The 24,296-nt window shown below is 71.2% G+C and carries 19 protein-coding genes, 1 tRNA gene and 1 pseudogene; 10 read left to right on the top strand and 11 right to left on the bottom strand.

Annotated elements, in window-relative coordinates:
* Positions 1-27: 27 nt before the first annotated feature.
* The 4 genes from LE548_RS25175 to LE548_RS25160 form a co-directional block, all read right to left on the bottom strand.
* Entirely contained in the window at positions 28-1,743 is a 1,716-nt protein-coding gene (locus tag LE548_RS25175; protein ID WP_225099218.1) for a relaxase/mobilization nuclease domain-containing protein, read from the bottom strand.
* A complete protein-coding gene (locus LE548_RS46110; protein ID WP_225099217.1) occupies positions 1,740-2,312 on the bottom strand; it encodes a MobC family plasmid mobilization relaxosome protein in 573 nt (190 codons plus the stop codon). The genes LE548_RS25175 and LE548_RS46110 overlap by 4 nt, the downstream gene beginning before the upstream one ends.
* Positions 2,313-2,885: 573 nt before the next feature.
* Positions 2,886-4,073 (bottom strand): DUF3631 domain-containing protein, encoded by a 1,188-nt coding sequence (locus LE548_RS25165; RefSeq protein ID WP_374116172.1) that lies wholly within the window; start codon positions 4,071-4,073, stop codon positions 2,886-2,888.
* 682 nt (positions 4,074-4,755) lie between these two features.
* On the bottom strand, positions 4,756-4,998 hold the full coding sequence (locus tag LE548_RS25160) for an AlpA family transcriptional regulator (protein ID WP_225099215.1): 243 nt from the start codon (positions 4,996-4,998) through the stop codon (positions 4,756-4,758).
* 467 nt (positions 4,999-5,465) lie between these two features.
* Between LE548_RS25160 and LE548_RS25155 the strand changes: the two genes are divergently transcribed.
* On the top strand, positions 5,466-5,747 hold the full coding sequence (locus tag LE548_RS25155) for a helix-turn-helix domain-containing protein (protein WP_225099214.1): 282 nt from the start codon (positions 5,466-5,468) through the stop codon (positions 5,745-5,747).
* Positions 5,748-5,801: 54 nt separating this feature from the next.
* Positions 5,802-6,986 (top strand): site-specific integrase, encoded by a 1,185-nt coding sequence (locus LE548_RS25150; RefSeq protein WP_225099213.1) that lies wholly within the window; start codon positions 5,802-5,804, stop codon positions 6,984-6,986.
* A 93-nt stretch (positions 6,987-7,079) separates the two neighbouring features.
* Here the strand turns inward: LE548_RS25150 and LE548_RS25145 are convergent, their stop codons facing one another.
* From LE548_RS25145 to LE548_RS25130, 4 genes are all read right to left on the bottom strand, one after another.
* Positions 7,080-7,424, bottom strand: a complete 345-nt coding sequence (locus LE548_RS25145; protein WP_225099212.1) for a hypothetical protein — start codon at positions 7,422-7,424, stop codon at positions 7,080-7,082.
* Positions 7,425-7,537: 113 nt separating this feature from the next.
* Positions 7,538-7,610: transfer RNA gene (locus tag LE548_RS25140), tRNA-Arg, on the bottom strand.
* 53 nt (positions 7,611-7,663) lie between these two features.
* Positions 7,664-9,301: an IclR family transcriptional regulator C-terminal domain-containing protein gene (locus LE548_RS25135; protein ID WP_374116170.1), complete on the bottom strand. Its 1,638-nt coding sequence runs from the start codon at positions 9,299-9,301 to the stop codon at positions 7,664-7,666.
* Between the two features lie 105 nt (positions 9,302-9,406).
* The gene (locus LE548_RS25130) at positions 9,407-10,642 is read right to left on the bottom strand and encodes a M6 family metalloprotease domain-containing protein (protein WP_225099211.1); all 1,236 of its coding nucleotides are present in this window, start codon (positions 10,640-10,642) and stop codon (positions 9,407-9,409) included.
* A gap of 822 nt (positions 10,643-11,464) precedes the next feature.
* Between LE548_RS25130 and LE548_RS25125 the strand changes: the two genes are divergently transcribed.
* Positions 11,465-12,115: a TetR/AcrR family transcriptional regulator gene (locus LE548_RS25125; protein WP_225099210.1), complete on the top strand. Its 651-nt coding sequence runs from the start codon at positions 11,465-11,467 to the stop codon at positions 12,113-12,115.
* Positions 12,116-12,349: 234 nt separating this feature from the next.
* Positions 12,350-13,888, top strand: a complete 1,539-nt coding sequence (locus LE548_RS25120) for an MFS transporter (protein ID WP_225099209.1) — start codon at positions 12,350-12,352, stop codon at positions 13,886-13,888.
* A gap of 35 nt (positions 13,889-13,923) precedes the next feature.
* Here LE548_RS25120 and LE548_RS25115 read toward each other — a convergent pair whose 3' ends face one another.
* Entirely contained in the window at positions 13,924-14,436 is a 513-nt protein-coding gene (locus LE548_RS25115; RefSeq protein ID WP_225099208.1) for a MarR family winged helix-turn-helix transcriptional regulator, read from the bottom strand.
* Positions 14,437-14,667: 231 nt separating this feature from the next.
* Here LE548_RS25115 and LE548_RS25110 point away from each other — a divergent pair, with 231 nt between their 5' ends.
* Complete coding sequence (locus LE548_RS25110; RefSeq protein ID WP_225099207.1) at positions 14,668-15,474, top strand: dioxygenase; 807 nt, start codon at positions 14,668-14,670, stop codon at positions 15,472-15,474.
* A 408-nt stretch (positions 15,475-15,882) separates the two neighbouring features.
* A complete protein-coding gene (locus LE548_RS25105; RefSeq protein WP_225099206.1) occupies positions 15,883-16,881 on the top strand; it encodes an RNA polymerase sigma factor RpoD/SigA in 999 nt (332 codons plus the stop codon).
* A gap of 527 nt (positions 16,882-17,408) precedes the next feature.
* Here LE548_RS25105 and LE548_RS25100 read toward each other — a convergent pair.
* Positions 17,409-18,356: a MerR family transcriptional regulator gene (locus tag LE548_RS25100; protein WP_225099205.1), complete on the bottom strand. Its 948-nt coding sequence runs from the start codon at positions 18,354-18,356 to the stop codon at positions 17,409-17,411.
* A gap of 265 nt (positions 18,357-18,621) precedes the next feature.
* Between LE548_RS25100 and LE548_RS25095 the strand changes: the two are divergent.
* A pseudogene (locus tag LE548_RS25095) lies at positions 18,622-19,014 on the top strand (TetR/AcrR family transcriptional regulator); the annotation flags it as partial.
* 581 nt (positions 19,015-19,595) lie between these two features.
* Here the strand turns inward: LE548_RS25095 and LE548_RS25085 are convergent.
* The gene (locus tag LE548_RS25085; RefSeq protein WP_225099204.1) at positions 19,596-20,615 is read right to left on the bottom strand and encodes a YafY family protein; all 1,020 of its coding nucleotides are present in this window, start codon (positions 20,613-20,615) and stop codon (positions 19,596-19,598) included.
* A 63-nt stretch (positions 20,616-20,678) separates the two neighbouring features.
* On the opposite strand from LE548_RS25085, the gene LE548_RS25080 reads away from it, so the two are divergent.
* The 3 genes from LE548_RS25080 (at position 20,679) to pfkB (ending at position 24,156) form a co-directional block, all read left to right on the top strand.
* Positions 20,679-22,199, top strand: a complete 1,521-nt coding sequence (locus LE548_RS25080) for an MFS transporter (protein WP_225099203.1) — start codon at positions 20,679-20,681, stop codon at positions 22,197-22,199.
* A 251-nt stretch (positions 22,200-22,450) separates the two neighbouring features.
* A complete protein-coding gene (locus tag LE548_RS25075) occupies positions 22,451-23,212 on the top strand; it encodes a DeoR/GlpR family DNA-binding transcription regulator (RefSeq protein ID WP_225099202.1) in 762 nt (253 codons plus the stop codon).
* Complete coding sequence (gene pfkB, locus LE548_RS25070) at positions 23,209-24,156, top strand: 1-phosphofructokinase (RefSeq protein ID WP_225099201.1); 948 nt, start codon at positions 23,209-23,211, stop codon at positions 24,154-24,156. Before LE548_RS25075 ends, pfkB begins: the two co-directional genes overlap by 4 nt.
* Positions 24,157-24,296 lie beyond the last annotated feature (140 nt).

Genomic DNA, 24,296 nt, shown 5'->3' with positions numbered 1-24,296 from the left:
GGGGCTGCGGTTGCGGCTGAGCGGGCTCTATCGGCGCTGCCCGTGCTGCTGCTCCTTGTGCGTGGCCGTCACCGTTGCGGGCTGAGGGGTGCGGCACTGCTGGGCAGGGATGGCGCCCGCGAGGGTCGAGCGTCGCCGGGCGGCTTCGGCGCGGCGGTTGCGTGCAGGGTTGTGGCCGGTGTGCTGGATGCGGCCGATCAGGACACGGGCGGGCTGGCGGGCAGTGGTCAGTTCCCGCTGGGCAGCGGCTTCCCTGAGCAACTGGTGGGGTTGGTGGCCGCGGGCTTCGGCGTCGGCGAGGACGGTGGCGAGCGCGGGCCAGGCCGGGTCAGCGAGGATCCGCTCGGCATGGTCGGGGACGGCTGCCCGTACGTCGTTCGCGAGAACACGGTCGGCCTCCTGCCGTGGCGGGCGGGCTGCGAGTTCACCGAGCATCGGGGCGAGGGCACGGTCTGCCGCGGCTTGGAGGTGCTGCACAGCCCGACGGGCAGCTTCGGCCTGGTGGGCGTGGTCCTTCGCTTCGTGCCAGCGGGCAGCAACGATCGTGGCCCAGACCAGGGCGGCGAGCAGGGCGGCCAGCGCGCTGCCGTCCGGGCCGGTGGCCGTGTGGGCGATGTCCCGGGCAGCGAGGCGCAGCGCCTGGGCAGCACGGTCTTCCGCTCGGATCTGGGAACGCTCGGCGCGTGCGAACACCTTCGAGGCCGCTCGCAGTTCGGCCTTTAGATGGGCGGGTGCCTTCTGAGCGGTGGCTTCAAGAAGCTCGCCGAGCGCGGTGACGTGAGCCTGGGCCTGGATGTCGTCGGCCATGCCGGTGTGGAGGGTGTCGAGGGCGTCGGTTGCTTGGTGCCAGGGGGTGCTGGGTCGGTTGCGGCGGGCGGTGGGGTGCTCTTCGGGACGGCCGGATTCGAGACGCGCCTTGATCTTGGGCAGGGAAAGGTCTGGGGCGATCCTGCCTCCCGGGTGGAAGATCTGCTCGTCGTCCTCATTGAGGTCGCCGGGGCGGCCGACGGCGTAACCGAGGAGGTCCCCTGACGGGCCGCGCCTGACTTTGACCTCAATGCCGTCGGCTTCCAAGTAGGCGATGAATTCTTCGGCGTTGGTCACATGCGGGATGGCGGCGCGGATGCGGCCCTGGAGCCACTCGGGGCTGGTCTGGTCCCAACCGAGGCGTTCGGCCTTGTGCATCTCGGCCTGGGTGGGCCGACGGGCGCCGGTACGGTCGCCCTTCTTCAACTGCCTGAGCCCGTAGTCCTTCTCGATCTCGCGGCAGGCGTCACCGACGCGAAGGCCGCTGTCGTGGAGTTTGGGGCGGCGGCCGTCTTCGCGGACGGTGGTGGCCAGGATGTGGATGTGGTCGTCGGCGTGACGGACAGCGATCCAGCGGCAGGCCAGGTCGTCACCGGCGGGGGCGATACCGGCCGCCTCGACGATGCGCTGGGCTATCTCGCCCCACTCGGCATCGGAGAGGTAGCGGTCCTCGGGGGCGGCACGGACAGGACAGTGCCAGACCTGGTCAGTGACCTTCTTGCCGAACTCGCTGTTCCGAAGCTGAACGGGCGCGTCGAGGTAGCGGGCGAGTTCGGTGAGGGTGGCGTCCTCGCCACGGCCGGGGTCGGGCATGCCCAGCATCGCGAAGCCCGCCACGATGTGCGGGTCGAGGTGTTCGTCCTGGCGGCCGGGGCCGTAGAGATAGGCGAGCAGACCGCGGGTGTTGGACCCGGCGGGCTTGATGGCGGCGATCACGCGGACAGCTCCTCTTCTTCCTGCTCGGCCGGCTCGGCGGGCTGGCGCAGGGCTTCGGCGATCAGCTCCAGCAGTTGCTGGAGTTCGGTCAGGCGTTGGCGGATGTCGGGTGGGGTGAGGTCGCTGTTGAGGGCGCGGGCGATCTGGTTGATGTTGACGCCGATCCGGTTGAGCTGACGCAGCACCTGGGCGCGGAACATGTGCGTGCGGCGGCGGTCCTCGGACAGAGGGAGGTTCGCGGTGAACCGTCCGGTGATGAAGGCGAGGACCACGTCGGCGGCGAAGCCGGAGTCGCCCTTGTAGCCGTGCTCGACGGCGACGTCCCGGAGGCGGGCACGCTCCTCGTCGAGGAACCGCAGGGGGCCGACGCGTGCATCGCGCTTTTCGCCGGTGAAGCGGCGGATCGTGGGCTGCGCGCTCTTCACGGTGGGCTCGCCGGCGGTGGCAGCATCTTCGCGTACGGGGCGCAGGATCTGACGCTGGACGACGTGGAGCGTGTCCGGGTCGGGGCCGCCCTCGGCCCCGGCCTCCTGGCCCGGCGCCCCCTGGCGCTGGGCCGTCTCCGCCACCCCCGGGGCGGAGACCCCCGAAAACCGGCCTGGAGTCGGACTCGGGGTACTACTGGCTCCGCCAGGAGCCGTCCGTCCGAACGCGCGCCGCAAACCTCCCAGCAGCCTACGGGACTTCGTCAACGGCAACGACTCGTCGGCAGCTTCGTCGGGGTGGTCCTGGTCGTGCGTCATGAGCGGTTCTCCAGATGGGGGCGTGCGAGACGGGCAGCCTGCTGTGGAAGGTCTGGGGGGGAGTAAGGGGTGGTCACTGCTTCGTCCGCAGCTGTGGACAGCCGGGCGGTGAGCGAGGCGGCGGCCTCGGCTGGCCGGTGACCAGAAGGGTTCCGGTCACCAGAGGGGGCGGGCGATCAGACGCTGTCCGAGCCGGTGTCCGCGTCGGCTTCGCAAGTTCGGCCAGTCTCCAGGGGGTGGGGTGTGTCGCGTCCGTTGCATGCGTCCCATGCCTGGTCGGCGCAGGTACGGATCCTCGGGTTGGTACGGAGAAGTCCGTCCCGGTGAGGGAGTCCGTCCCCGCGCTGACCTGCGCGGGGACGGATGCGACGCAGTGATACGGACCCGGAGGGGGGTGGACTAGCGGCCGCGTGCGGGGCCGGAGGGGCCACCGGGCGGGCCGATGGGCAGCGAGCCCGCCGGGCCAGCGGGCGGCCTGCCCTGGGTTGGGCGCGCGGGCGCGGCCTCGTGCGTGGGTGTGGCGCCGTGCGCGCAGACGGGTGCGGTGTCGGTGAGGTCGGGGCAGTGGCGGGCCCAGGCATCGAGGAACCGGTTGCGGGCGTATGCCTTGGCCTGCCTGCCCTGGCCGAACCGGTAGTTGGCGGGGCGGATACCGAAGTCCCGGAGCATGCTGCCCAGGTGGTAGGAGCTGAGCCCCTTGGCGCCGTGCTCCGCCCAGGGGGCGTCGGGGTCCTGGATCAGTTCGGCGACCAGATCCAGGCTGGACAGGGCCTCAGGGTTGCCGCGTGCCTGGAAGATGCGGTGGATGTCGCGCAGCAGCCGCGTCTTCAGGCTGGTCTGCTCGTCCTGGACCGCCTCGTAGCGGGTCATCGCCACACAGGCCGCACGGGCGAGCGCGGGCCAGTGACCGCCGGCCAGGTCGGCGATGATCACGAGCGGCTCCCAGGTGTCCGCCGCCCGGTCCTGCACCGGCATCGCCGGCATCATGCGGCCGGCGGTGCCGCGCAGCGGGCCCAGCCATGCAGCCAGCCGGTCACGCAGCGCGTTGAGTTCGGGCACCGAGAAGCGCGAGCGGAACTGGGCGACTTTCTCGCCCGGCTTGCGCTTCTGCATCCGCAGCACGACCGCCCGGTCCATGATCGTGTCCGGCAGGTCACCGATGCCCGCGAGCGCGGCCATGGCGAAGGTGGGGTACGCGGTGGGTTTGTGCTCGGGTCCGGAGATGCGCCAGGCGGGCCGGTTGCGCTGGTGCCCGGCGTTGAGCAGGCCGCGCAGGTCCTCCTTCTCGCCCGCTTTGGGGCCGAAGATGGTGTCGGCCTCGTCGACCAGCAGGGTGGGCGGGTTCTTGCCGATGACGCGGAAGATGACCGCCGGGGAGGTGTTCACGGTCATCATCGGTTGGTGGACGGTCTCGTGGAGCACGTCCAGAACCCGGGACTTGCCGCACCCCTTCGTCGGCCCGACCACCGCCAGACGCGGCGCGTGCTGCAAAACGGTCTGGATGTGCGTGGCCGCCACCCACAGCGTGACCGCTGTCAGTGCCTCCTCACTGGGCAGCACGACGTACTTGCCGATTGCCGCGCGCAGCTCGTCCAGCAATTCCGCGCCCTCATCGGGTGCCTGTTCCACGGGGTCTTCCGGTCCCCGAGGAGGCTGGAAGGGGGTGCCGTGATCCGGTCCCCGTGTGTCGAGGGGACCGGTCACCGGCTGGACGGTCCCCGCCAGGAGCCCCTCGGTCCCCACTCGCGTGTGGGGACCGTGATCGCGGTCCCCATCGCGGTCCCGGTCCCCTGGATCGGCGGTCGTCTCTTGGGGACCGGTCCCCATTCTCAGGCCGTTGGCCTGCTGGTTTGTGCCGGATGTGGATATGGGGACCGTGGCTTGCGGGGACCGGGGACCGGGACCGGGCAGGTCGCGGGGACGGTCCCCGGCCGTCGCATCGGCAGGAGGCTGGGGACCGTGTGCTTCTGCATCGGCCGGTTGCCCGGCGGTCCCCGACGTGGGGGACCGTGTGCCGGTCTGGCTGTCGCGGCTGTAGGGGATGCCCTCGCCGGGGACCGTGGGGGTGGGCCAGTCGACGGGGGGTGCGTTCGTGGTGGTGGGGGACGTAGAGTCCTCCATAGGCGTTCCTCTCCGGCGAGGGGCAGGACGGGCAAGGTCCCGCCCCTCACCAGCTCTTCGTTTCAGGGATGGGCAATCGGCAGGGGAGTCTTCGGCCCTCGGCGTTGGCGCGCCGGGGGCCGCTTCGTTGCCCGCGTCGGGCGCGGGGTCAGGCCGTGAGGTCGTACGACGTCCGGGCGTCCAGCCACGCGTCCACCTCCTGCCAGCGGTAGCGCAGGTGACGGCCGACCTTGTGCACGTTCGGGCCGGTGCCCCGGTACTTCCACTGGTAGAGCGTCTTCACCGGCACCCCGAGGTACACGGCGACCTCCGCAGGAGTGGCAAGCCGGCTCCGCTGAGCGGTTGCAGCAGTGGCAGGGGCGTTGGTGCTACGGGGAGAGGTCTTCGGCATAGGGCTCCATTTCGGTCTTGGCCAACAGGCCGGGACAACCCAGCCACACCACCCAGGGAAAAGTCCAGAGTTGCCTCCGAACCTCTCCGCAAGTTCTCTCGGTGCGACCGGGAAGACCAAAACAGTAAGCGCGGATACCCGGTTGCCGAAATCGCTCACGCGGAGCCTGAAATTTTCTGCCGGATTCCGGCCCACCGAGGTATCGGAATCCGGCACCCCCGCAATTCAGAGGTGGAGCCCAGCGGTCAGGAGTGACGAGGTCAGCCCCCGGACACCGCGCCCGATAGCCCCTCAAATCGCCCACCTCCGGGACGCGGAGGGAACATAGCACGGCCTGGCCGCTGAAACGGCTCTTGATGTACCGGAATTCGACGAGACGAACGCCACTTCGCCCTGTGGACGACTATTACAGAGTTTATGAGTAAACCCTTGTCAAGGTGCCTGGCCGCGAGTTACAGCTAACTGTCATGGCAACCCGACCTGTCGAAATAGGCCCCGCCGGCCTCCACACCGCCCGCGCCATCGAGCACCTACGCCTTGCGCGCGACCTGACCCAGCACCAGCTCGCCGCCCGCTGCACCACACTGGGCCGTCCGATGACCAACACCGCCCTCAGCCGCACCGAACGCGCCCGCCGGCGCTGCGACATCGACGACCTCGTCAACATCGTCACGGCGCTCGGCGCTCCTCCCACGATCTTGCTCCTGCCGCCCATGTCGATGTCCGGTGATGACCGGAGGGGGTGCTAGTTGGCGCGGGTCTGGATTGAGGACCGCATAGGGCACGCGGCGTACGCACGGGCCGTGGCGGAAGCCAAGCGAGCAGGCCGTACGCCACCCGGGCGCTACCGCGTGCGCTGGTACGACCCCGACGGCAAGCCGAAGATGAAGACCTTCGCCCGCAAGGTCGACGCCGAGACGGAGCGGACGAGGATGGAGTCCCGTCTCAACGACGGCTCCTACCGTGATCCGGCTGCCGCGCGCGTGAAGTTCGCGGAGGTGGCGGAGTCCTGGCTGGCCGCGCAGATCCATCTCAAGCGTTCAACCCGAGGTCGCTACCGTGGCGTTCTCGACGTCCACGTGATCCCCAGGTGGGGCACCACTCCGCTGGACCGCATCCAGTTCGAGGACATCGCCGAGTGGCTCGCGGATCTGCTGTCCGGTGAGGCGACCGGCGGCAGGAAGCTCAGCCCCCGGTCGGTCCGCAAGGCGTACGTCGTCCTCAGCCGCGTTCTCGGCTACGCGGTCAAGGCCCGTCGTCTGGCGGTCAATCCGGCTCTCGGCGTGCCTCTGCCGAAGGCGGCGCCGGCCGACCACGTGTACCTGGACGACATGCAGGTCGACGCGCTGGCCAACGCGTCGGGCGCCTACCGCGTGTTCATCCTGCTGCTGGCCTACACCGGCCTGCGCTGGGGCGAGGCGTCCGCGCTGAAGGTGGGCCGCGTGGACCTGGATGCCTGCCGGGCCCACATAGTCGAGGCGTACGCCGAGGACAACGGCAAGCTCTACCTCGACACCCCCAAGAACCACGAGCGCCGGTCGGTACCGATCCCGCGGTTCCTGGCCGAGGAGCTGAAGCCCCACGTCCAGGGGCGGGGCGATGACGAGTTGCTCTTCACCGCCCCGCAGAGCGGACCGCTGCGGGCCCGTAACTTCCGTCAGCGGTTCTTCGCGCCGGCGGTCGTGAAGGCCGGGCTGGGGCACCTCAAGGTCACCCCACACAAGCTGCGGCACACGGCGGCTTCACTGGCCATCGCCAGCGGCGCGGACGTGAACGTCGTACAGACGATGCTGGGCCACAAGTCCGCGACGCTGACCTTGGACACGTACGGGCACCTCTTCCCGGACCGCCTGGACGAGGTCTCGAAGAAGATGCACAAGCGCCGCTCCAAGCAGCTGGCCAAGGCGAAGGCCAAGCTGGAGAAGGCTGAGCGGAAGGCTCGCGAGGCCGCTGAGGAGGTGGCCGCCCTGGAGGACGATGCCGCGTGATGTGTGCCTGATCCGTGCCGGGGAGCCGTAACCGAAGGGGCCGCCCCGCCGCACTGATGCGGCGGGGCGGCCCCTTGCGTCCCTCGGACCAGGTCAGCCGCGCGGTCGCTGGCTCTCCTGCCGGGCTCGGTCGATCGCAGCAGCGGCCTCATCGCCGGCCAGCCGCTCGATCTCCTTGGGGACCTCCCGCTCGTCCAGCACGAAGAGCCGGTCACCGACGAGACGCGTGGCCGTCTTCCAGCCGAGACGACGCCCCGCTTCCCGAGCGGCATGCCGGACGTCCTTGAGGTCGCCCAGCTCCGCAAGATCGTCGCCGCTAAGGATCAGCTGCCCGTAATAGCCCATGTATTGCGGCTTCAGGGAGTCCTGCATCATCGATTCAAGCCGGTCGATCAGCTTCTCGTACCGGCGCCGGGCCAGCTCATCCCTGACGGCCATCCTGCACAGCTCCCCACCATCCGCGCGCACGGCATGTGTGCCATATGTGTGCTGCAAGCGCAGGAGCCCTCCCGTCCGCTGGACGGAAGGGCTCCTGACCTGGTGTTTCTCTGTGCCCCCGGCAGGATTCGAACCTGCGACACCCGCTTTAGGAGAGCGGTGCTCTATCCCCTGAGCTACGAAGGCGTGGTACTCGATCCACAGAGTACCGGATGGTGACCTGGGGGGTGGTCGGGTTGTCAGGTTGGGGGGATGGGGGTGAAGCGGGAGGCGGTGTGGAGGTCGGTCTGGATGTGGGCGGCGGTGGTGTGGAGGGCGGGGAGGACGTCGGTCACGCAGGACTCCAGGGTGCGGCGGGCCGCGTGGGTGGCCACGCACACCGCGGCGACCGCCCGGCCCGTGCGGTCCCGTACCGGTACGGCGATGGAGCGCAGGCCCGACTCCAGTTCCTCGTCGGCGAGGGCGTAGCCCTGCGCGCGGATCTCCGGGAAGGCGGGGGAGTTGTCGGCCAGGAGGACGCGGCCGAGGGAGGTCGCGGTGGCGGGGAGGCGGGCGCCGACCGTGATGTGGACCGTGAGGACGCGGCTCGTGCCCGCTCCGGCCGTGTACTGGATCTCCGTGCCGTCCTCCGTCAGAAGCGCCATCGCCGTCGGTTCGTGCAGGCGGGCCGCCAGCGCGCGCAGGTGGGGTTCGGCCAGGCGGGGGAGTGTCGTACGGGAGAGGGGCGGGAAGCCGAGGTCCAGGACGCGCGGGGTGAGGGTGAAGGTGCGGTCCGGGTGCGCGTGTACCAGGCCCAGGTGTTCGTGTGTGAGGAGTGCGCGGCGGGCCGTGGCCCGGGACAGGCCCGTCGCCCGAGACACCTCCGTGAGCGGCAGGGCTGAGCGGCCCGCGCCGAACGCGGTCAGTACGGTCAGGCCGCGGGCCAGTGACTCCACGAAGTCCCGGCCCAGTTCGTGCTTCGACGCCGTCGTCCAGGTTGCCAGGCCTGACGGTGGTGGGCCCGGCTCGGGCGGCGGTGCCGTGCGCAGGTCCGCCTCCATCGCCGCCACCGCCGTACGCAGGCGGGGCAGGAGGCTGGTGCGCAGGTCGGCCGCCGAGTGCCGGCTGGTGTGGCTGACCACGCTCGCCACGCACACCGGTCGGCCGGTGGCCGGGTCCCGTACCGGTACGGAGACCGCGACCAGCCCCGGTTCGATCAGCTGGTCGTCCAGCGCCCAGCCGTCCCGGCGGGCCCGTTCCACCCGCTCCGTGAAAGCGGCCTCGTCGTCTCCGGCTGACTGCTGGGGCGGTACGGCGGGGAAGGCCGTGTCCTGCGGGTCCGCGGCCCGGCGCGCGCGCCAGCGTGCCCAGTCCGGCTCGGTCCAGCCGGTCGCGAACAGCGGTCCGGGCGCGGTGCGTTCGGCGGGGAGGAGGTCGCCGATGCGGAAGCTCACCGACAGCGCGCGGCGGCGGGTGGCCTGGTGGATGAAGCGGATGCCGTCGAGGTCGGCGACCGCGAGGGACACCGACTCGTCCAGTTCGTCGGCGAGGGCGTCGGCGTGCGCGCCGAGCAGGGCGGGCAGGCGCAGGGCGGCCAGATAGGCGTTGCCCAGCTCCATCACGCGGGGAGCCAGTACGACGTCCCGGGCGTCCAGGCGGACGTAGCCCATGCGGGCCAGGGTCGCGGTGATCCGGTCGACCGTGGACCGGGCGAGCCCGGTGGCCCGTTCCAGCGCGCTCGGGCTCAGCGTGCCGCCCGCCTCGGTCAGCCGCCGCAGCACCCCCACCCCACGCATCAGCGGCCCGACCGCATCCCCGGGTGGGCCGGTCACCTCGACAGAGCCCTCGGCAGCGGCAGCGGCAGGGCCTTCGGCGTCCAGTGCGGGGTTCGCGGGCATCAGCTCTCCGGTACGGCATTCGGGCACGCCTACGGTAAACCGTGCCCGCCTCCTGCTCGCCGCGTCCGACGCAACCCCCGCCCGCCGGACTCCCCCCTCCTGCTCCTAGCCCCGAGTGACTCGCACTCGGTAGTTCCCCTCCTCGTCCTTCTCCAGTACCTGCACGCTGATCCCGTGCGCGGGGTCCTTGAAGGTTTCGCCGGGGGAGAAGGGGGCGTCGGAGAGTTCTGCCTGGACGTTGGGGCTGTGGGTGCAGCCGCCGCTGTTGGGGTGGGCGTCGTAGACCGTGATCGGGCCACGGCCGGTGTCGACCGTCGCGTCGACCTTGTAGACAAGGACGCCCGGGTGGCAGATCGCCTCGTCGTTGCCGCCGGGGGTTCGCACCTCCAGCGCGTACGCGCTGTGGCCGTCGACCGGCACGATCACCAGTTTCCCGCCCCCCGTCGTGTGCAGCGGCGTCAGCAGGTAATCGGCGCTGCCCGGAGCCGTCGCGCAGCCCACCTGGGAGCCGTCCAGCCAGCCCAGTTTCCACTTGTGCCAGCCGAGCAGATCGTTGCCGGCCCCCCAGTCCTCGCTCATGATGTCCCAGTGCCCGACCGCGCCCCCGCCCTCCTGCGTGTACAGGTCGGGCAGGCCGAAGGTGTGGCCGTTCTCGTGCGGCAGGACGCGGTAGCCGGTGTGCGCGTACGAGCCGGAGCCGTCGTCCTGGCGGGAGTAGACGAAGGACGCGTTGGAGATGGGGACGCCGTCGGCGACCGGGGCGTCGCCGTTGCCGGCGAAGGTCACCGACAGCACCGTGTCCAGCGCGGACGGGCCGGCGTTCGGGCTGACCAGGACGTTGAGGATGTCGTACGAGCGGAAGTCCACATGCGGGTCGGCCGCGGCCACGATGTCCCGCACCAGCTGCCGGTACCCGGGGTCGAAGGGTGCGCCGCGCTCTATGCCGTACGCCCGGAAGGGTTTCGGCATCCGCAGCCAGCTCGTGATCGGTGTCCCCGGCCGGTAGTCCAGGCGGCCGTACGACGCCTTGCGGAACCACTCCTGGGTCTGCGGGAAGAACTCGTGGAAGCGGTCCATCGCGCTGCCCTGGCCCGGCGCGTCGGAGAAGTCGACCATCAGGGTCAGGGCGTGCACCGTGCCCGTGGAGCGGGCGTAGCCCTGCGGAGTGGGGACGCCCTCGGTCATCTGCACGTCGGGACCGCCGTGGATCATGCAGGGCGCGAGGGCGGTGGAGCGGGCCAGACCGATGGGCCCGGCGGTGGTGGGCGCCGGCAGATGCCCGGTCCCGGCCGAGGTGCTGACCGCGAGGGTCAGCGCAGTCACCGCGGCGAGAGCGGCCACCCGGCGCGGGCGTATGCGCCGGCGCGCGCGGCCGTTTCCCCGGCCCGGGTCGCCGTTCCCGTGGTGTGTGGTTCCGTTTCCTCGCCTTGCGTGGTCGTCCCCGTGGTCCCCGTGGTGTGCCTGGCCGTTCCCTCGGCCCGCGTGGCCGTTCCCTCGGCCCGTGTGGTCGTCCCCTCGCCCCGTGTGGCCGTCCCCTCGTCCCCTGCCCGGCGGGTTGTCGTCTGTACGGCCCTCGTTGCCAGTACGGCTCCCGCCGCCCATGCGGCCCCCGCCGCTCATGCGGCCCCCGCCGCCCATGAGGCCCCCGCCGGTCCGGCCCTCGCCGGTATGACCCCCATCTGCACGGCCCTCGCCGCCGCGCCCCCCATCTGCGCGGCCCTCGCCGCCACGGCCCCCGTCGGCGGCGCGTCCGGGGCAGAAGTACTTCTGGCGCTCGTCGGACACGCGCTCGTGAGAGAGGCGTATGCGGCGGCGGGGTGGCTGCGGCTGCATGCATGGACCTCTCGCTCCACGGCAGCCGCCGTTCTCCGGCTGCACCCTTGCGCTCACCCTGTGTCGACGGGAGCGAGGGGCGCGCGCTGGAGGAGACCGATCGTGGGAAAGCCGGTCCGCACGGGGGTGAATCCTGACCGGAGATGGATGGATCCCGGTGTGGCCCAGGTCACAGTGATTCTTTTCGTGGGCGGGAAATAACCGGGGACCCTCTCCCCGTTTAGCCCTGTGTCCGAGCGAAACGGGGACTGCTTCCCCGGATCGTGATCACCGCCCCGAGTCCCGGCTGCCGTCGGGATCGCCGGGCCCATCGCTTGTGAGGAGTACGCCGTGCCGACCGCGACCACCCCGGTAGCATCGCGCAAGGTCCCGCGGCCCCGGGCCGACGCCCTGCGCAACCGGGAGCGGATCGTCGCCGCCGCCCGGGAGATGCTCGTCGAGGACGGCCCGCATGTGTCCCTGGACGAGATCGCCCGCCGGGCCGGCGTCGGCAACGCCACGGTGTACCGCAACTTCCCCGACCGCGAGGCCCTCGTCCGCGAGGTCGTCTGCTCCGTCATGGACCGTACGGCCGAGGCGGCCGAGGTTGCCCTCGCCGAGACCGGGGACGCCTTCGCGGCGCTGGAGCGGTTCGTGCACGCCTCCGCCGACGAGCGGATCAGCGCGTTGTGCCCGATGGTCGCCAGCACCTTCGACCGGCACCATCCCGACCTGGAGGCCTCCCGCGAGCGCCTGGAGCGGCTCGTCGAGGAGGTCATGGGCCGGGCCAAGGCGGCCGGGCAGCTCCGGCCGGACGTCGGCGTCGGCGATGTGATGATCGCCGTGGCGCAGCTGAGCCGGCCCCCGGCCGGCACGGACTGCCTGCGCAGCGACCGGTTCGTCCACCGCCATCTCCAGCTGTTCCTCGACGGCCTGCGGGCACCCGCCCGCTCCACCCTGCCGGGTACGGCCGTGACCATGGAGGAGCTGCGCCAGGCCTGACCGAGACCGATCAGCGCACGCCCTGACCGATCAGTTCGGCTCTCCGCCTCAGTCCACGCTTCCATACGCGTCTCAGTCCACCTGCACAACCCGTCCGCCCCGTCCGTGCCGTCCGCCCTGTCCGTGCCGTTCCGCCCCGGCCGTCACCGTCGACGAGCCGCGCCCCCGGCTTCCCCTCAGCTTCCCGATTTTTCGCTCTTTTTCCGTCACGAAAGTTCCGAAGTGGGTACTCCCTTGTCCGAAACAGCCCGCAAGGCTTCCGGCGTCCTTGACCCGCGTGGTGACGCCAACCGCTGGAAGGCGCTCGTCTTCATCGCGCTCGCCCAGCTGATGGTCGTCCTCGACGCCACCATCGTGAACATCGCCCTGCCCCACGCCCAGACCGACCTCGGCATATCCGACGGCAACCGGCAGTGGGTCGTCACGGCCTACGCCCTCGCCTTCGGCAGCCTGCTGCTCTTCGGCGGCCGTATCGCCGACAAGTGGGGCCGCAAGCGCGCCTTCGTCACCGGCCTCGTCGGCTTCGCCCTCGCCTCCGCGCTGGGCGGCGCCGCCACCAGCGGCCCGATGATGTTCGGCGCCCGCGCCCTCCAGGGCGTCTTCGGTGCCCTGCTCGCCCCGGCCGCGCTCTCCCTGCTCGCGGTGATGTTCACCGACGCCAGGGAGCGTGCCAAGGCGTTCGGCATCTACGGCGCCATCGCCGGCGGCGGCGGTGCCGTCGGCCTGATCCTCGGCGGCTTCCTCACCGAGTACCTGAACTGGCGCTGGACCTTCTTCGTGAACGTCCCGTTCGCCGTCGTCGCCGCCGCCGGTGCCTACTTCGTCATCCGTGAGCCCGAGGGCGGCCGCAACCGCAATCCGCTCGACATCCCGGGCGTCCTGCTGTCCACGCTCGGCCTGGTCGCGCTCGTGTACGGCTTCACGCGTGCCGAGTCCGACGGCTGGGGCGACTCCGTGACCGTCGCGATGTTCGTGGCGTCCGCGGTCCTGCTGCTCGCGTTCGTGGTCGTCGAGTCCCGGGTCAAGGCCCCGCTGCTGCCGCTGCGCGTCGTGACCGACCGCAACCGCGGCGGCATCTACCTCTCCCTCGGCCTCGCGATCATCGGCATGTTCGGCCTGTTCCTCTTCCTGACCTACTACCTGCAGGTCGTGAAGGGCTACTCGCCGGTCAAGACCGGTTTCGCGTTCCTGCCGATGGTGGCCGGCATGATCACCGGCTCCACCCAGATCGGCACCCGCCTGATGACCCGGATCCCGGCCCGCTTCCTGATGGGCCCCGGCTTCCTGGTCGCCGCGCTCGGCATGCTGATCCTGACCCAGCTGAAGACCGACACCTCGTACCTGACCCAGCTGCTGCCGGCGATGGTGCTGCTCGGCCTCGGCATGGGTACGGCGTTCATGCCGGCGATGTCCCTGGCCACCCAGGGCGTCCAGCCCCGGGACGCCGGTGTCGCCTCTGCGATGGTCAACACCTCGCAGCAGGTGGGCGGCGCGATCGGCACCGCCCTGCTGAACACCATCGCCTCCTCGGCGACCACGTCGTACATCAAGGACCACATCGCCGGCGCTGCAGCCAAGCCGCAGCAGGAGCTGGTGAAGCTCCAGGGCATGGTGCACGGCTACAGCACCGCGATCTGGCTCGCTGTCGGCATCCTGGCCCTGGCCTCCCTGATCGCCTTCACCTTCGTCAACGCCGGCCGTCCGAGCGTCACCCCGGTGGCCTCCGGCGAGGGCACCGAGGACGAGATCAAGGTCCCGGTGGTGGCCCACTGAGCGCCCGTACGGTGATTTAGCGCCTGTACGGCGATTCAGCGGAGCCAGGGCAGGTCCGCACCCGCTTCATCGGGCTGAAGGCCCTCGGCGACGATCTCCATGATCTCGCCGAGGGTCTTCTGCTGTTCCGGGGTGAGCCGGTCGAACAGCGCCTGCCGTACGGCGTCCACATGGCCCGGCGCGGTGCGCCGCAGCACCTCCAGGCCCTCGTCCGTGAGCACCGCGAACTGGCCGCGCTTGTCGGAGGGGCAGTCCTCGCGGCGCACCCATCCGTTCTTCTCCAGCCGCGCGATCGCGTGCGACAGCCGGGAGCGGGTGATCTTCGCCTTCATCGCCAGCTCGGTCATCCGCAGCCGCCGGCGCGGTGCCTCGGCGAGGCCGACGAGCAGGCCGTAGTAGATGTGCGGCATGCCCGCGTCACGCTGGAGCTGCCGGTCGAGGTGATCCTCCAGCAGGGTGGTGGCGTGCAGGTACGCACGCCAGACGCGCTGTTCCTCGTCGGTGAGCCAGCGGTGCCGTGCGGCGGCGGAGTCGGGTGCCGTGTTCATGGCTCCCACTGTACGAGCTGTCTCCTTGAAACTTGAACAAGTCGGGCGTACGCTCTCGAAGCAGATAGCTTGAGAGTTAAAGCATTCCTTCGAAGCATCTGCAGCCGAAGCGTCTGCAGCCGATGCGTCTGCAGTCGAAGCGTCTGCAGCCGGTGCAGCTGTAGTCGGTGCATCTGCAGTCGAAGCATCTGCATCTCTGAACGTCCGTCTCGATGATGGGGAGTCGCCGTCATGTCCGCCGTATCGCAGGAGCGCGCCTCGGAGGGGCGTATGCCCACCCTCTATCTCAGCCACGGCGCCCCTCCCCTCGCCGACGACCCCATCTGGCCCGGCGAGCTCGCCGCCTGGTCCGCCGGCCTGCCCCGCCCCAAGGCGATCCTCATGGTCTCCGCGCACTGGGAGGAGGCCCCGCTCGCCCTGGGCGCCGTACAGACGGTCCCGCTCGTCTACGACTTCTGGGGTTTCCCCGAGCACTACTACCAGGTCCAGTACGCCGCCCCAGGCGCCCCCGAGCTCGCCGAATCCGTGCGCAAGCTGCTGCGCGCCCCCGGCATCCCGGTCCAGGACATCCCCGACCGCGGTCTGGACCACGGCGCCTACGTCCCCCTCGTCGAGATGTTCCCGGCCGCCGACATCCCCGTCCTGCAGATATCCATGCCCACCCTCGATCCGGTCCGCCTGATGGACATCGGCCGCAAGCTCGCCCCGCTGCGCGACGAGGGCGTGCTGATCGTCGGTTCCGGCTTCTTCACCCACAACCTCGCCGCCCTGCGGTACGCGGGCAGCGGCGTGCCCAGCTGGTCCTCCGAGTTCGACGACTGGGGCCGGCGCGCCCTGGAGACCCGAGACTGGGACGCCCTGCTCGACTTCCTGGACAAGGCCCCGGCCGGCCGCTACGCCCACCCGCGCACCGAACACTTCGCCCCGCTCTTCGTCACCATGGGCGCGGCCGAGGCGGGCGGCGAGCTGGACGCGCAGAAGTCCGTGATCGACGGGTTCTGGATGGGCATGGCGAAGCGGTCGGTGCAGTTCGGCTGAGCTTTGCCCGGTAAGGGTGGGATGTGAGGTGGCCTGGTATTTGCTGTGATTCCGGTCGCGTGGCAACCATCGCCGAGTGCGGGCCGTCTTTCGGGTGGGGAGAGCGGTCAAAGGCGGCGCTCTTCCGGAGCTCGCCCGGCGCTCGTCCGATACGCGTCCGATGCTCTTCAGAAGCGGCCTGACCTGCGCCTCTGTACGTTTCGGCGGCCCCTGTCTCCCCGTGCGGCGGGACAGGGTACTGCATGATCAGAAAAATTGAGGGGCGGGTTGGGAATTCTGTCCGGATTCCAGTCGTTGTTTCCATCGGACGCAGGGCATCCGAGGAGAGTTCCCCCACAGGCCACAGTCCCCGGAGTGCTGAGCGTCCACCAGGACCACCCGCCAGCCCACCATCGCAAGGGAGCACGCATGGCAACCCGTGCCGTCGCCCGTCGTCAGTCCGCCTCCGGCGAGACGGCCGACTCGGCAAGCAGTGTTCGCGCACACGCCGGCGAGATCGCCGACCGTGACCTGGTCGGGATGTACCTCGACGAGATCGCGCGCACGCCGCTGCTCGACGCGGCCAAGGAGGTCGAGCTGTCCCAGACCATCGAGGCGGGTGTGTTCGCGCGGCAGGTTCTCGACGGCGAGGAGGAGTCCACCACGGACGCCAGCCGCGAGGAGCTGGAGGCGCTCGTAGCCGCCGGTGAGCGGGCCAAGGACGTCTTCATCCGCTCCAACCTCCGCCTGGTCGTCGCCGTCGCCCGGCGCTACCCCCGCAGCGGCCTGCCCCTGCTGGACCTGATCCAGGAGGGCAACGCCGGCCTGGTGCGCGCGGTCGAGAAGTTCGACTACCGCAAGGGCTTCAAGTTCTCGACGTACGCCACCTGGTGGATCCGCCAGGCCATCACCCGCTCCATCGCCGACCAGTCCCGCACGATCCGGCTCCCCGTCCACCTCGTGGAGGAGCTGGGCCGCATCCGCCGCGTCCAGCGCGAGTTCAACCGCGAGAACGGCCGCGACCCGGAGCCCGCGGAGATCGCGAAGGAGCTGGGCGCGACGCCGGAGCGCGTCATCGACGTCCTCGACTGGGCCCGCGACCCGGTGTCGCTGAACATGTCGGTGGACGACGAGGGCGAGACCCAGTTCGGCGACCTGCTGGAGGACACCTCGGCGGTCGGCCCCGAGCAGTCCGTCATGAGCCTGCTGCGCAGCGAGGAACTGGACGACCTGATCGGCCGCCTGGACCAGCGCACGGCCTCCATCATCAAGATGCGGTACGGCATCGAGGACGGCCGCGAGCGCACCCTGACCGAGGTCGGCAAGGAGCACGGGCTGACCCGCGAGCGCATCCGTCAGATCGAGAAGCACGCACTGCTGGAGCTGAAGAAGCTGGCACGCGACACCGGGTTCGACGCGGTGGCGTAACGGCCCCTGTCCCTTGCCGCGGCCCCTACCCCTTGCCGTTTGCTGTGGCTGTGGGCGCGGTTGAGCGCGTTGTGCGCGGCTGAGTGTGGTGTGCGTGTCTGCGTGTGGTGTGCGTGGTTGTGGGCGTGCGATGCCCGGGACCGCGCACGCCGGTGGCGAAAGACGGCGCAAACATGGCGTGGTCCTGTCGCTTCAAAGCCCGGACCCGAGGGAACAACCCTTGCGGGCCCCGCACCGAGCCCCCGGGAACCGCGACCGCACTCCCCACCGCAGCTGACACACACCACCGCACACCACCGCACAGCACGGCATGCGACACAGCACCGATCCGACCGCATCAACGCACCGTACGGCGACCTACGCACCGTCGGCCGTCCCCACGCGAACCACGTCCCGACGCACCATCCCCCCCCGGCGCCGGGACCTCCCGAAGCCGGGCTCCGGCACCCGTCCCCCCTGGGTGCCGGGGCCCGGCCCTCTTGTCTGCGGTTCGGCACAACACCCTGAGTCTGTACGCCCGTTGGGCCTCACGCGGCCGACGTATGGGCGCGCAGCGCGGTGACCGTCCAGTCGATCAGGGGCGTCACGGGCTCGGGGGCCGGCCAGCCGTTGATCAGGGCCAGCAACTGGAAGTAACGGTCCCTGCGGGGATCGCGCGCTGACTTCAGCCGGCGGAGCAGCCAGGCGGCGGGGTCGGCGTACGGTCGGTGGCCGGGGGCGGCGTTCTCTCGGTGGCCCGGCGCCGGTGCATACCGGGTGAGGAGGGCCGTGACGACGGGTTCCGCCTGCGGGGCCTCGGGGGCGGTACCGGCCGTCATGGTGGGCCCGGCCAGCTCGCGGGCGACGGCGACGACATCCGGGCGCGGAGGCTGAGCGGTGCCTTGCGTATAAGCGTGGGCCAGCCGCCGTACGGCCGAGCGAAACGCGTCGTCGAGGACCAGTTCGGCCAACTCCAGCCAGGCCGCGAGCTGTTCCTCGCTGGGCTCGGCGGGCAACTCGGGAGTCATGGAACGCCGGACCGCGGCTTGAGGGGGGTCGGTGTCTTCGAAGACGGCGTCCAGGAAGCCGTCGATGAGCCGTCGCCGCTCTGTCTCGGACAAGGTCGCCAACCGGTGCATGAGTTCCGCCTCCTGGAGGGTGGGTGCGCGCCCGGCCACGGCGGACAGCACCGCCCGGCGCAGGCGCAGCACGCTGATCTGCACGTCCAGTGCGGCTGCCTGCTCAGCGGCGATCCGGCCGAGTGTGGACGGCCGGTCCAGGACCTGCCGGATCACCTCCAGACCGAGCCCCAGCTCGCGCAGCGTCCGTACGAGGGCCAGCCGGGCCAGGGCGTCCGGGCCGTAGCGGCGGTAGCCGGCCGCGGTGCGGTCCGCGGGTACGACCAGTCCACGGTCCGAGTAGAGGCGGATCGTCTTGACCGACAGGCCGGTACGCCGGGCCAGTTCACCGATCGAGTACAGGGTGCCGTCGTGCATGAGCCCACCTTCCGGTCTCCTGCTGGGGGAGACTCAAGTCTGCGGTGAGGTGGGGGATTGCGGGGGACGGGGCGTACCCGAGGGCAGGGCATGCTGGAACGGCGGTCCACCCCGTACCTGAACCCCGGGGTGAACCGCGCGGATGGCAGATTCTGCCACATGGGCATAGCCTGCCGGAATGAGCACCACCCCCAGCGCCGCCCACCAGCAGTTTTCCCCCTCCGCCCCGGTTTCGCTGACCGAACGGCGAAAGGCCGAGACCCGGATGGAGATCGCCCGGGCGGCGGGCGCGCTGTTCGTCAGGCAGGGCCTGCGGGCGACCCGCGCCGAGGACATCGCCCAGGCCGCGGGCATCGCACCGCGCACCTTCTACCGCTACTTCGCCACCAAGGAGGAAGCCGTCGCCCCGCTCTACGCCGCCGGCGCCCAGCGCTGGGCGGAAGCGGTCCGCGCGGCCCCGGCCCACCTCAGCATCCCCGAGGCCCTGGAACACGCCGTCCACCAGACCCTCACCCCGGGGCTCGGCGTCTCGTCGGCGTCCTGGGAGTGGGTCCGCACCCTGATCCGCCTGGCCGACACCAGCCCCGCCCTCCGCAAGGTCTGGACCGAGGTGTGCCAGACGTCCGAGACGACTTTGGCGGAGATCCTCGCGGCGCGAGGCGAAGACCGCCCGACGCGGGACGAGGGCCACAAGGCTTCGGGCGAGGGCCGCGCGTCACGGGGCGAGGACCTGACGGCGCGCCCGATGCCCACCGGAACGGACCAGGCGTCCACCGGCTCGGGCCCGATGCCCACCGGATCGGACCGGACGCCCACTGGATCGGATCGGACGCCCGCCGAGTCGGACCGGACGCCCGCCGAGTCGGACCGGACGCCCGCCGGGTCGGATGGGGCGCCCGCCGACGTGGACCCGATGCCCGCCGGGTCCGCCCCGACGCCCGCCGGGTCCGCCCCGATGCCCGCTGGACTGGCCCCGACCTCAACCGGATCGGCCCCGCCCCCCGCCGGCCCCGCCCCGCTCACCCCCGGCCTCCGCTTCACCGCGGCCGTCGCCGGCGCCGCCGTCCGCGTGGCCGTGGAGTCCTGGGCCGCCACCTCTGCCCCGCCCACCGGCCCCGAGGGGCCGGCCGCCCTGGCACTGCGCAACCTCGGGGCGCTGAAGGGGTTCGACTGGGGCGGGGAGGGCTAGACGGCTCGGCAGAGAGCAGGGCTGACGGAACGTGGGCGCTCCCGGCCGGGTCAGACCCTTTCGGACGACTGCTTGGACGACTGCTCAGACGACTGCTCGGACGACCGCACGCCCCCCGCCCGGCTCAATCGTCCGCCCAACTCTCGTACACAATGCGCCAGTTCCTCAGGCCCCCGTACGGTGAACTCGACCCCGGCCATCGCGAGCCGTACCGCCAGCCACTCCACGGGATCGCCGGAGGTGCCCCGCAGGACGCAACCGCCCTCCCCGTCGTCCTCCGGCACCCCGAACCAGGCCGGGACCCGCGAGGCGACCTGCTCGGTCGGCGCGGCGAAGCGCACGGCGAACTCATACGTCTCCTGTCGCCGGTTGATGGACCGCCGTAGGTACTCGGCCGCGTCCCCCGTCGGCAACTCCCGCGGTGCGAACCGCACTCCGGTCGCGAACGGCTCGCTCACCCGGTCCACCCGGAACGTGCGCCAGTCGGCGCGGTCGAGGTCGTAGGCGACCAGGTACCACCTCCGTCCCGTCGACACCAGCCGGTGCGGCTCGGTCAGCCGGCGTGACTCGCCTCCCTCCTTGTCGCGGTAGGCGAACCGCAGCCGCTCGTGCCCCGCCACCGTCGACGCCATCACGGTCAGCGTCTCCGGCGCGATGCTCGCACCGTCCCCACTGGTCAGCGGCGTGGTCGCGGCCTGCAGGGTGGACACCCGGTGTCGCAGCCGGGCCGGCAGCACCTGCTCCAGCTTGGCCAGGGCCCGTACCGACGCCTCGTCCACGCCCGCCACCGCGTGTCCGGCACCGGCCCGCAGTCCCACCGCGATCGCCACCGCCTCCTCGTCGTCCAGCACCAGCGGAGGCATCGCCTTGCCCGCGACCAGCCGGTATCCGCCGTCCGCGCCCTTCGTGGCCTGCACCGGATAGCCCAGCTCGCGCAGCCGGTCGATGTCCCGGCGCACGGTACGGCGGGACACCCCGAGCCGGTCGGCCAGCTCACCGCCGGGCCACTCGCGCGGGGTCTGGAGAAGCGACAGCAACTGCAACAGCCGGGCGGGCGTGTCGGTAGTCATGTCTACGAGAATGCCGTACCACTAGGACTGGATCTGACCTAATGGGGCCCTAGCTTTGCGGACATGACCTCCACGGAACAGACCCACACCCCTCGGCCGGCCCCGGCCGACCGACGCCGCTGGTTCGCTCTGGCCATCGTCATGACCGCGGCCTTCATGGACCTGGTGGACGTGACGATCGTCAACATCGCCATCCCGTCCATCCAGCGGAGCGCACACGCCTCCGTCAGCCAGATCCAGTGGATAACCGCCGGCTACGCGCTCGCCTTCGCCGCAGCCCTCGTCACCGGCGGGCGGCTCGGCGACATCCACGGCCGCAGGCGGCTGTTCCTGATCGGTATCGGCGGCTTCACGCTCGCCTCGGCCCTGTGCGGCTTCGCCGTGAACCCGGACATGCTGGTCGCCTCCCGCATTCTGCAGGGCGGTATGGCGGCCATGATGGTGCCGCAGGTGCTGTCGATCGTGCACGCCACCTTCCCGGCCCACGAACGCGGCAAGGTATTCGGTCTGTTCGGCGCGATCGTCGGCCTCGGTGCGGTCTCCGGGCCGCTGCTCGGGGCACTCCTGACGGAGTGGAACCTGTTCGGCCTCGAATGGCGTCCCATCTTCCTCATCAACCTCCCCGTCGGTATCGCGGCCTTCCTCCTCGGCCGCCGCTTCATCACCGAGTCCAAGGCCCCCAAGGCCCTGAAGCTGGACCTCGTCGGCGTCGCCCTGGTCTCGCTGGGCCTGCTGATGCTGCTCTACCCGCTCACCCGCGGCCGGGAGCTGGGCTGGCCGCTGTGGGGGTACCTCTGCATGGTCGGTGCGCTCGTCGTCTTCGCCGCGCTGGTGTCGTACGAAAAACGGAAGGCGGCCCGGGACGGTTCCCCGCTCATCGAGTTGTCCCTCTTCCGGGTGAAAAGCTTCGCCGCGGGCATCGCCGTGCAGACCGTCTTCGGTGTCGCGCTCGGCATCTTCTTCCTGGTCTGGACGCTGTACATGCAGATCGGCCTGGGCTGGAGCCCGCTGCGGGCCGGGCTGACCGGCGTGCCGTTCTCGATCGCGGTGTCCATGGCGGCCGGGATGTCGGTGCAGAAGCTGGTTCCGCGCTTCGGCCGCAAGGTGCTCCAGGCGGGCGCCCTGGTGATGGGCGCGGGCGTGCTGATCTACCTGTGGGAGGCCCACCGCTACGGCCTTTCCATCGCTTCCTGGCAGATGGCCCTGCCGCTGGTCGTGATGGGTGCCGGGATGGGGCTGATCGTCGCCCCGCTGACCGACGCGGTGCTCTCGGAGGTGCCACGCGAGCACGCCGGTTCCGCGTCCGGGCTGATCAACACCGTGCAGCAGATGGGCAACGCGCTCGGACTGGGACTCGTGTCGGTGGTCTTCTTCGGGGAGATCGGCGACCGGCTGGCTCCGGCCCAGGTCGGCCCGGCCTTCGTGCACGCCTTCCAGCACGCGCTGTGGTGGGTCGCCGGGATCATGGGCGCGATCTTCCTTCTGATGTCCGCCCTGCCGAAGCGCCCGGCGCAGCATGTGGAGGGCACGACGGACGAGCCGGCGGCGCCGGTGCCGGAGCGGGAGCCGGAACTGGTTTCCTGACCAGGCACGACGACCCGTGGGCCGGCACGACGGCCCGCACGACGAGGGCCCGGCACCGATCAGGTGCCGGGCCCTTCTGTTGTCCGGGCCCGAGCCGGAAGTCGCCTGGGATGTGGGGCCTGAAGTCCGTTCATGCCCGATTGAAGTCTGAACCTGTTTACATTCCGGAAAACCGGGCGTAGCCTCCGCTGTGAAACCACACGTTCGGGCATCAGTCGGAAGCGAACGGACATCAAGGCGGAGGCGAGGACATGTACGCACCGGAACGGCAGCAGGAGATTCTCCGGCTCGCCCGTGACGGCGGCCGGGTGGACGTGCTGTCGCTCGCCGAGGAGTTCCAGGTCACGGCGGAAACGATCCGCCGCGATCTGAAGGCCCTCGATCGCGCCGGCCTGGTCCGCCGGGTCCACGGCGGTGCCATCCCGGTCGGCCGCCTCGACTTCGAACCGGACCTCGCCGAACGCGAGGGTACGTCCGCCGACGAGAAGGACCGCATCGCCAAGGCGGCCGTCCCGGAACTGCCGAGCGAGGGCACGCTGATCCTCGACGCCGGTACGACGGTGGCGCGGCTGGCAGCCGCCATCCCGCTGGAGTCCTCGCTGACCGTCGTCACGCACAGCCTGCCGATCGCCGCCCGCCTCGCGGACCACCCCGGAATCCAGCTCCACCTCATCGGGGGGCGTGTACGGCACCGTACGCGCGCCGCCGTGGACGCCTGGGCGCTGCGCGCGTACGGCGAGATCCGGGCCGACGTGCTGTTCGTGGCGGCCAACGGCTTCTCCGCCGAGCACGGTCTGACCACCCCCGACCTCGCCGAGGCTGCGGTGAAGCGGGCCGCGGTCGCCGCCGCCCGCCGCGTGGTGCTGCTGGCCGACTCCTCCAAGTACGGCCAGGAGCACTTCGCCCGCTTCGGCGACCTGAGCGACGTGGACCTGCTGATCACCGACAGCGGGCTGAGCCCCGAAGACTCCGCCGCCATCGAGCGCGGCGGCACGGAAGTAGTGCGCGCATGATCCTCACCGTCACCCCCAACCCGTCCCTCGACCGCACCTACGAGGTCCCCACCCTGGAGCGCGGCGAGGTCATCCGCGCCACCGGCGAGCGCATGGACCCGGGCGGCAAGGGCGTGAACGTCTCGCGCGCCGTCGCGGCCGCCGGGCGGCGTACGGTCGCCGTCCTGCCCCTGGGCGGTGCGCCGGGGGCGCTCGTCGCCGATCTGCTCCACACGCAGGGCATCGAGGTCGCGCCGGTCCCGGTCGCCGGAGCCACCCGCTCCAACATCGCGCTCGCGGAGGCGGACGGGGTGCTCACGAAGATCAACGCGCCGGGGCCGGAGCTGTCCACGGAGGAACAGGAACTCCTCCTGGACACGGTGCGCGCCCAGTCGCACGACGCCGACTGGATCGCATGCTGCGGCAGCCTGCCCAGGGGGCTCGCGCCCTCGTGGTACGCCGACGTGGTCACGCGGGCGCATGCCGGGGGTGCGCGTATCGCCTTGGACACCTCGGGGCGCGCGCTGCTGGAAGCGCTGCGTGCGCGGCCCGACGTGGTGAAGCCGAACGCCGAGGAGCTGGCGGAAGCCGTCGGGCGCCCCCTGGCGACCGTGGGCGACGCGTTGAAGGCGGCCGAGGAGTTGCGCGGCATGGGCGCGCGCGCCGTGCTCGCGAGCCTCGGCGCCGACGGTCAGCTCCTCGTGGAGGACACGGGCGCCTGGTTCGGCCGCGCGCGCGTGGACACCGTCCGTAGTAACGTCGGCGCCGGCGACTCCTCCCTCGCCGGCTTCCTGATCGCCGGCGGCAGCGGCCCCGAGGCCCTCGCCTCCGCCGTCGCCCACGGCGCCGCCGCTGTCCAGCTCCCGGGCAGCGTGATGCCGACCCCGGCCGACCTGGACCCGACGGCGGTGGCCGTCACGGCCGAGATCCCGCTCGACCGCGAACTCACGGAGCCGGTGTCATGACCGCGCTCGCGCTCCGTGGCCAACGCCCCGGCACCCGGCGGCTGGGCGCACGCCCCCGCCCCACTGCGCCGGGCGTACCCACCAGACCGGACCGGAAGCGGCGGGACTCCCCGTCACTCGCCGCGACCACCGGGCGGCAC

This window comes from Streptomyces sp. CoH27, from assembly GCF_020181035.1.
Lineage (GTDB): Bacteria > Actinomycetota > Actinomycetes > Streptomycetales > Streptomycetaceae > Streptomyces > Streptomyces camelliae.
Note: the sequence above shows the minus strand (reverse complement) of the source record. Positions and strands in the feature narration are given on the sequence as shown.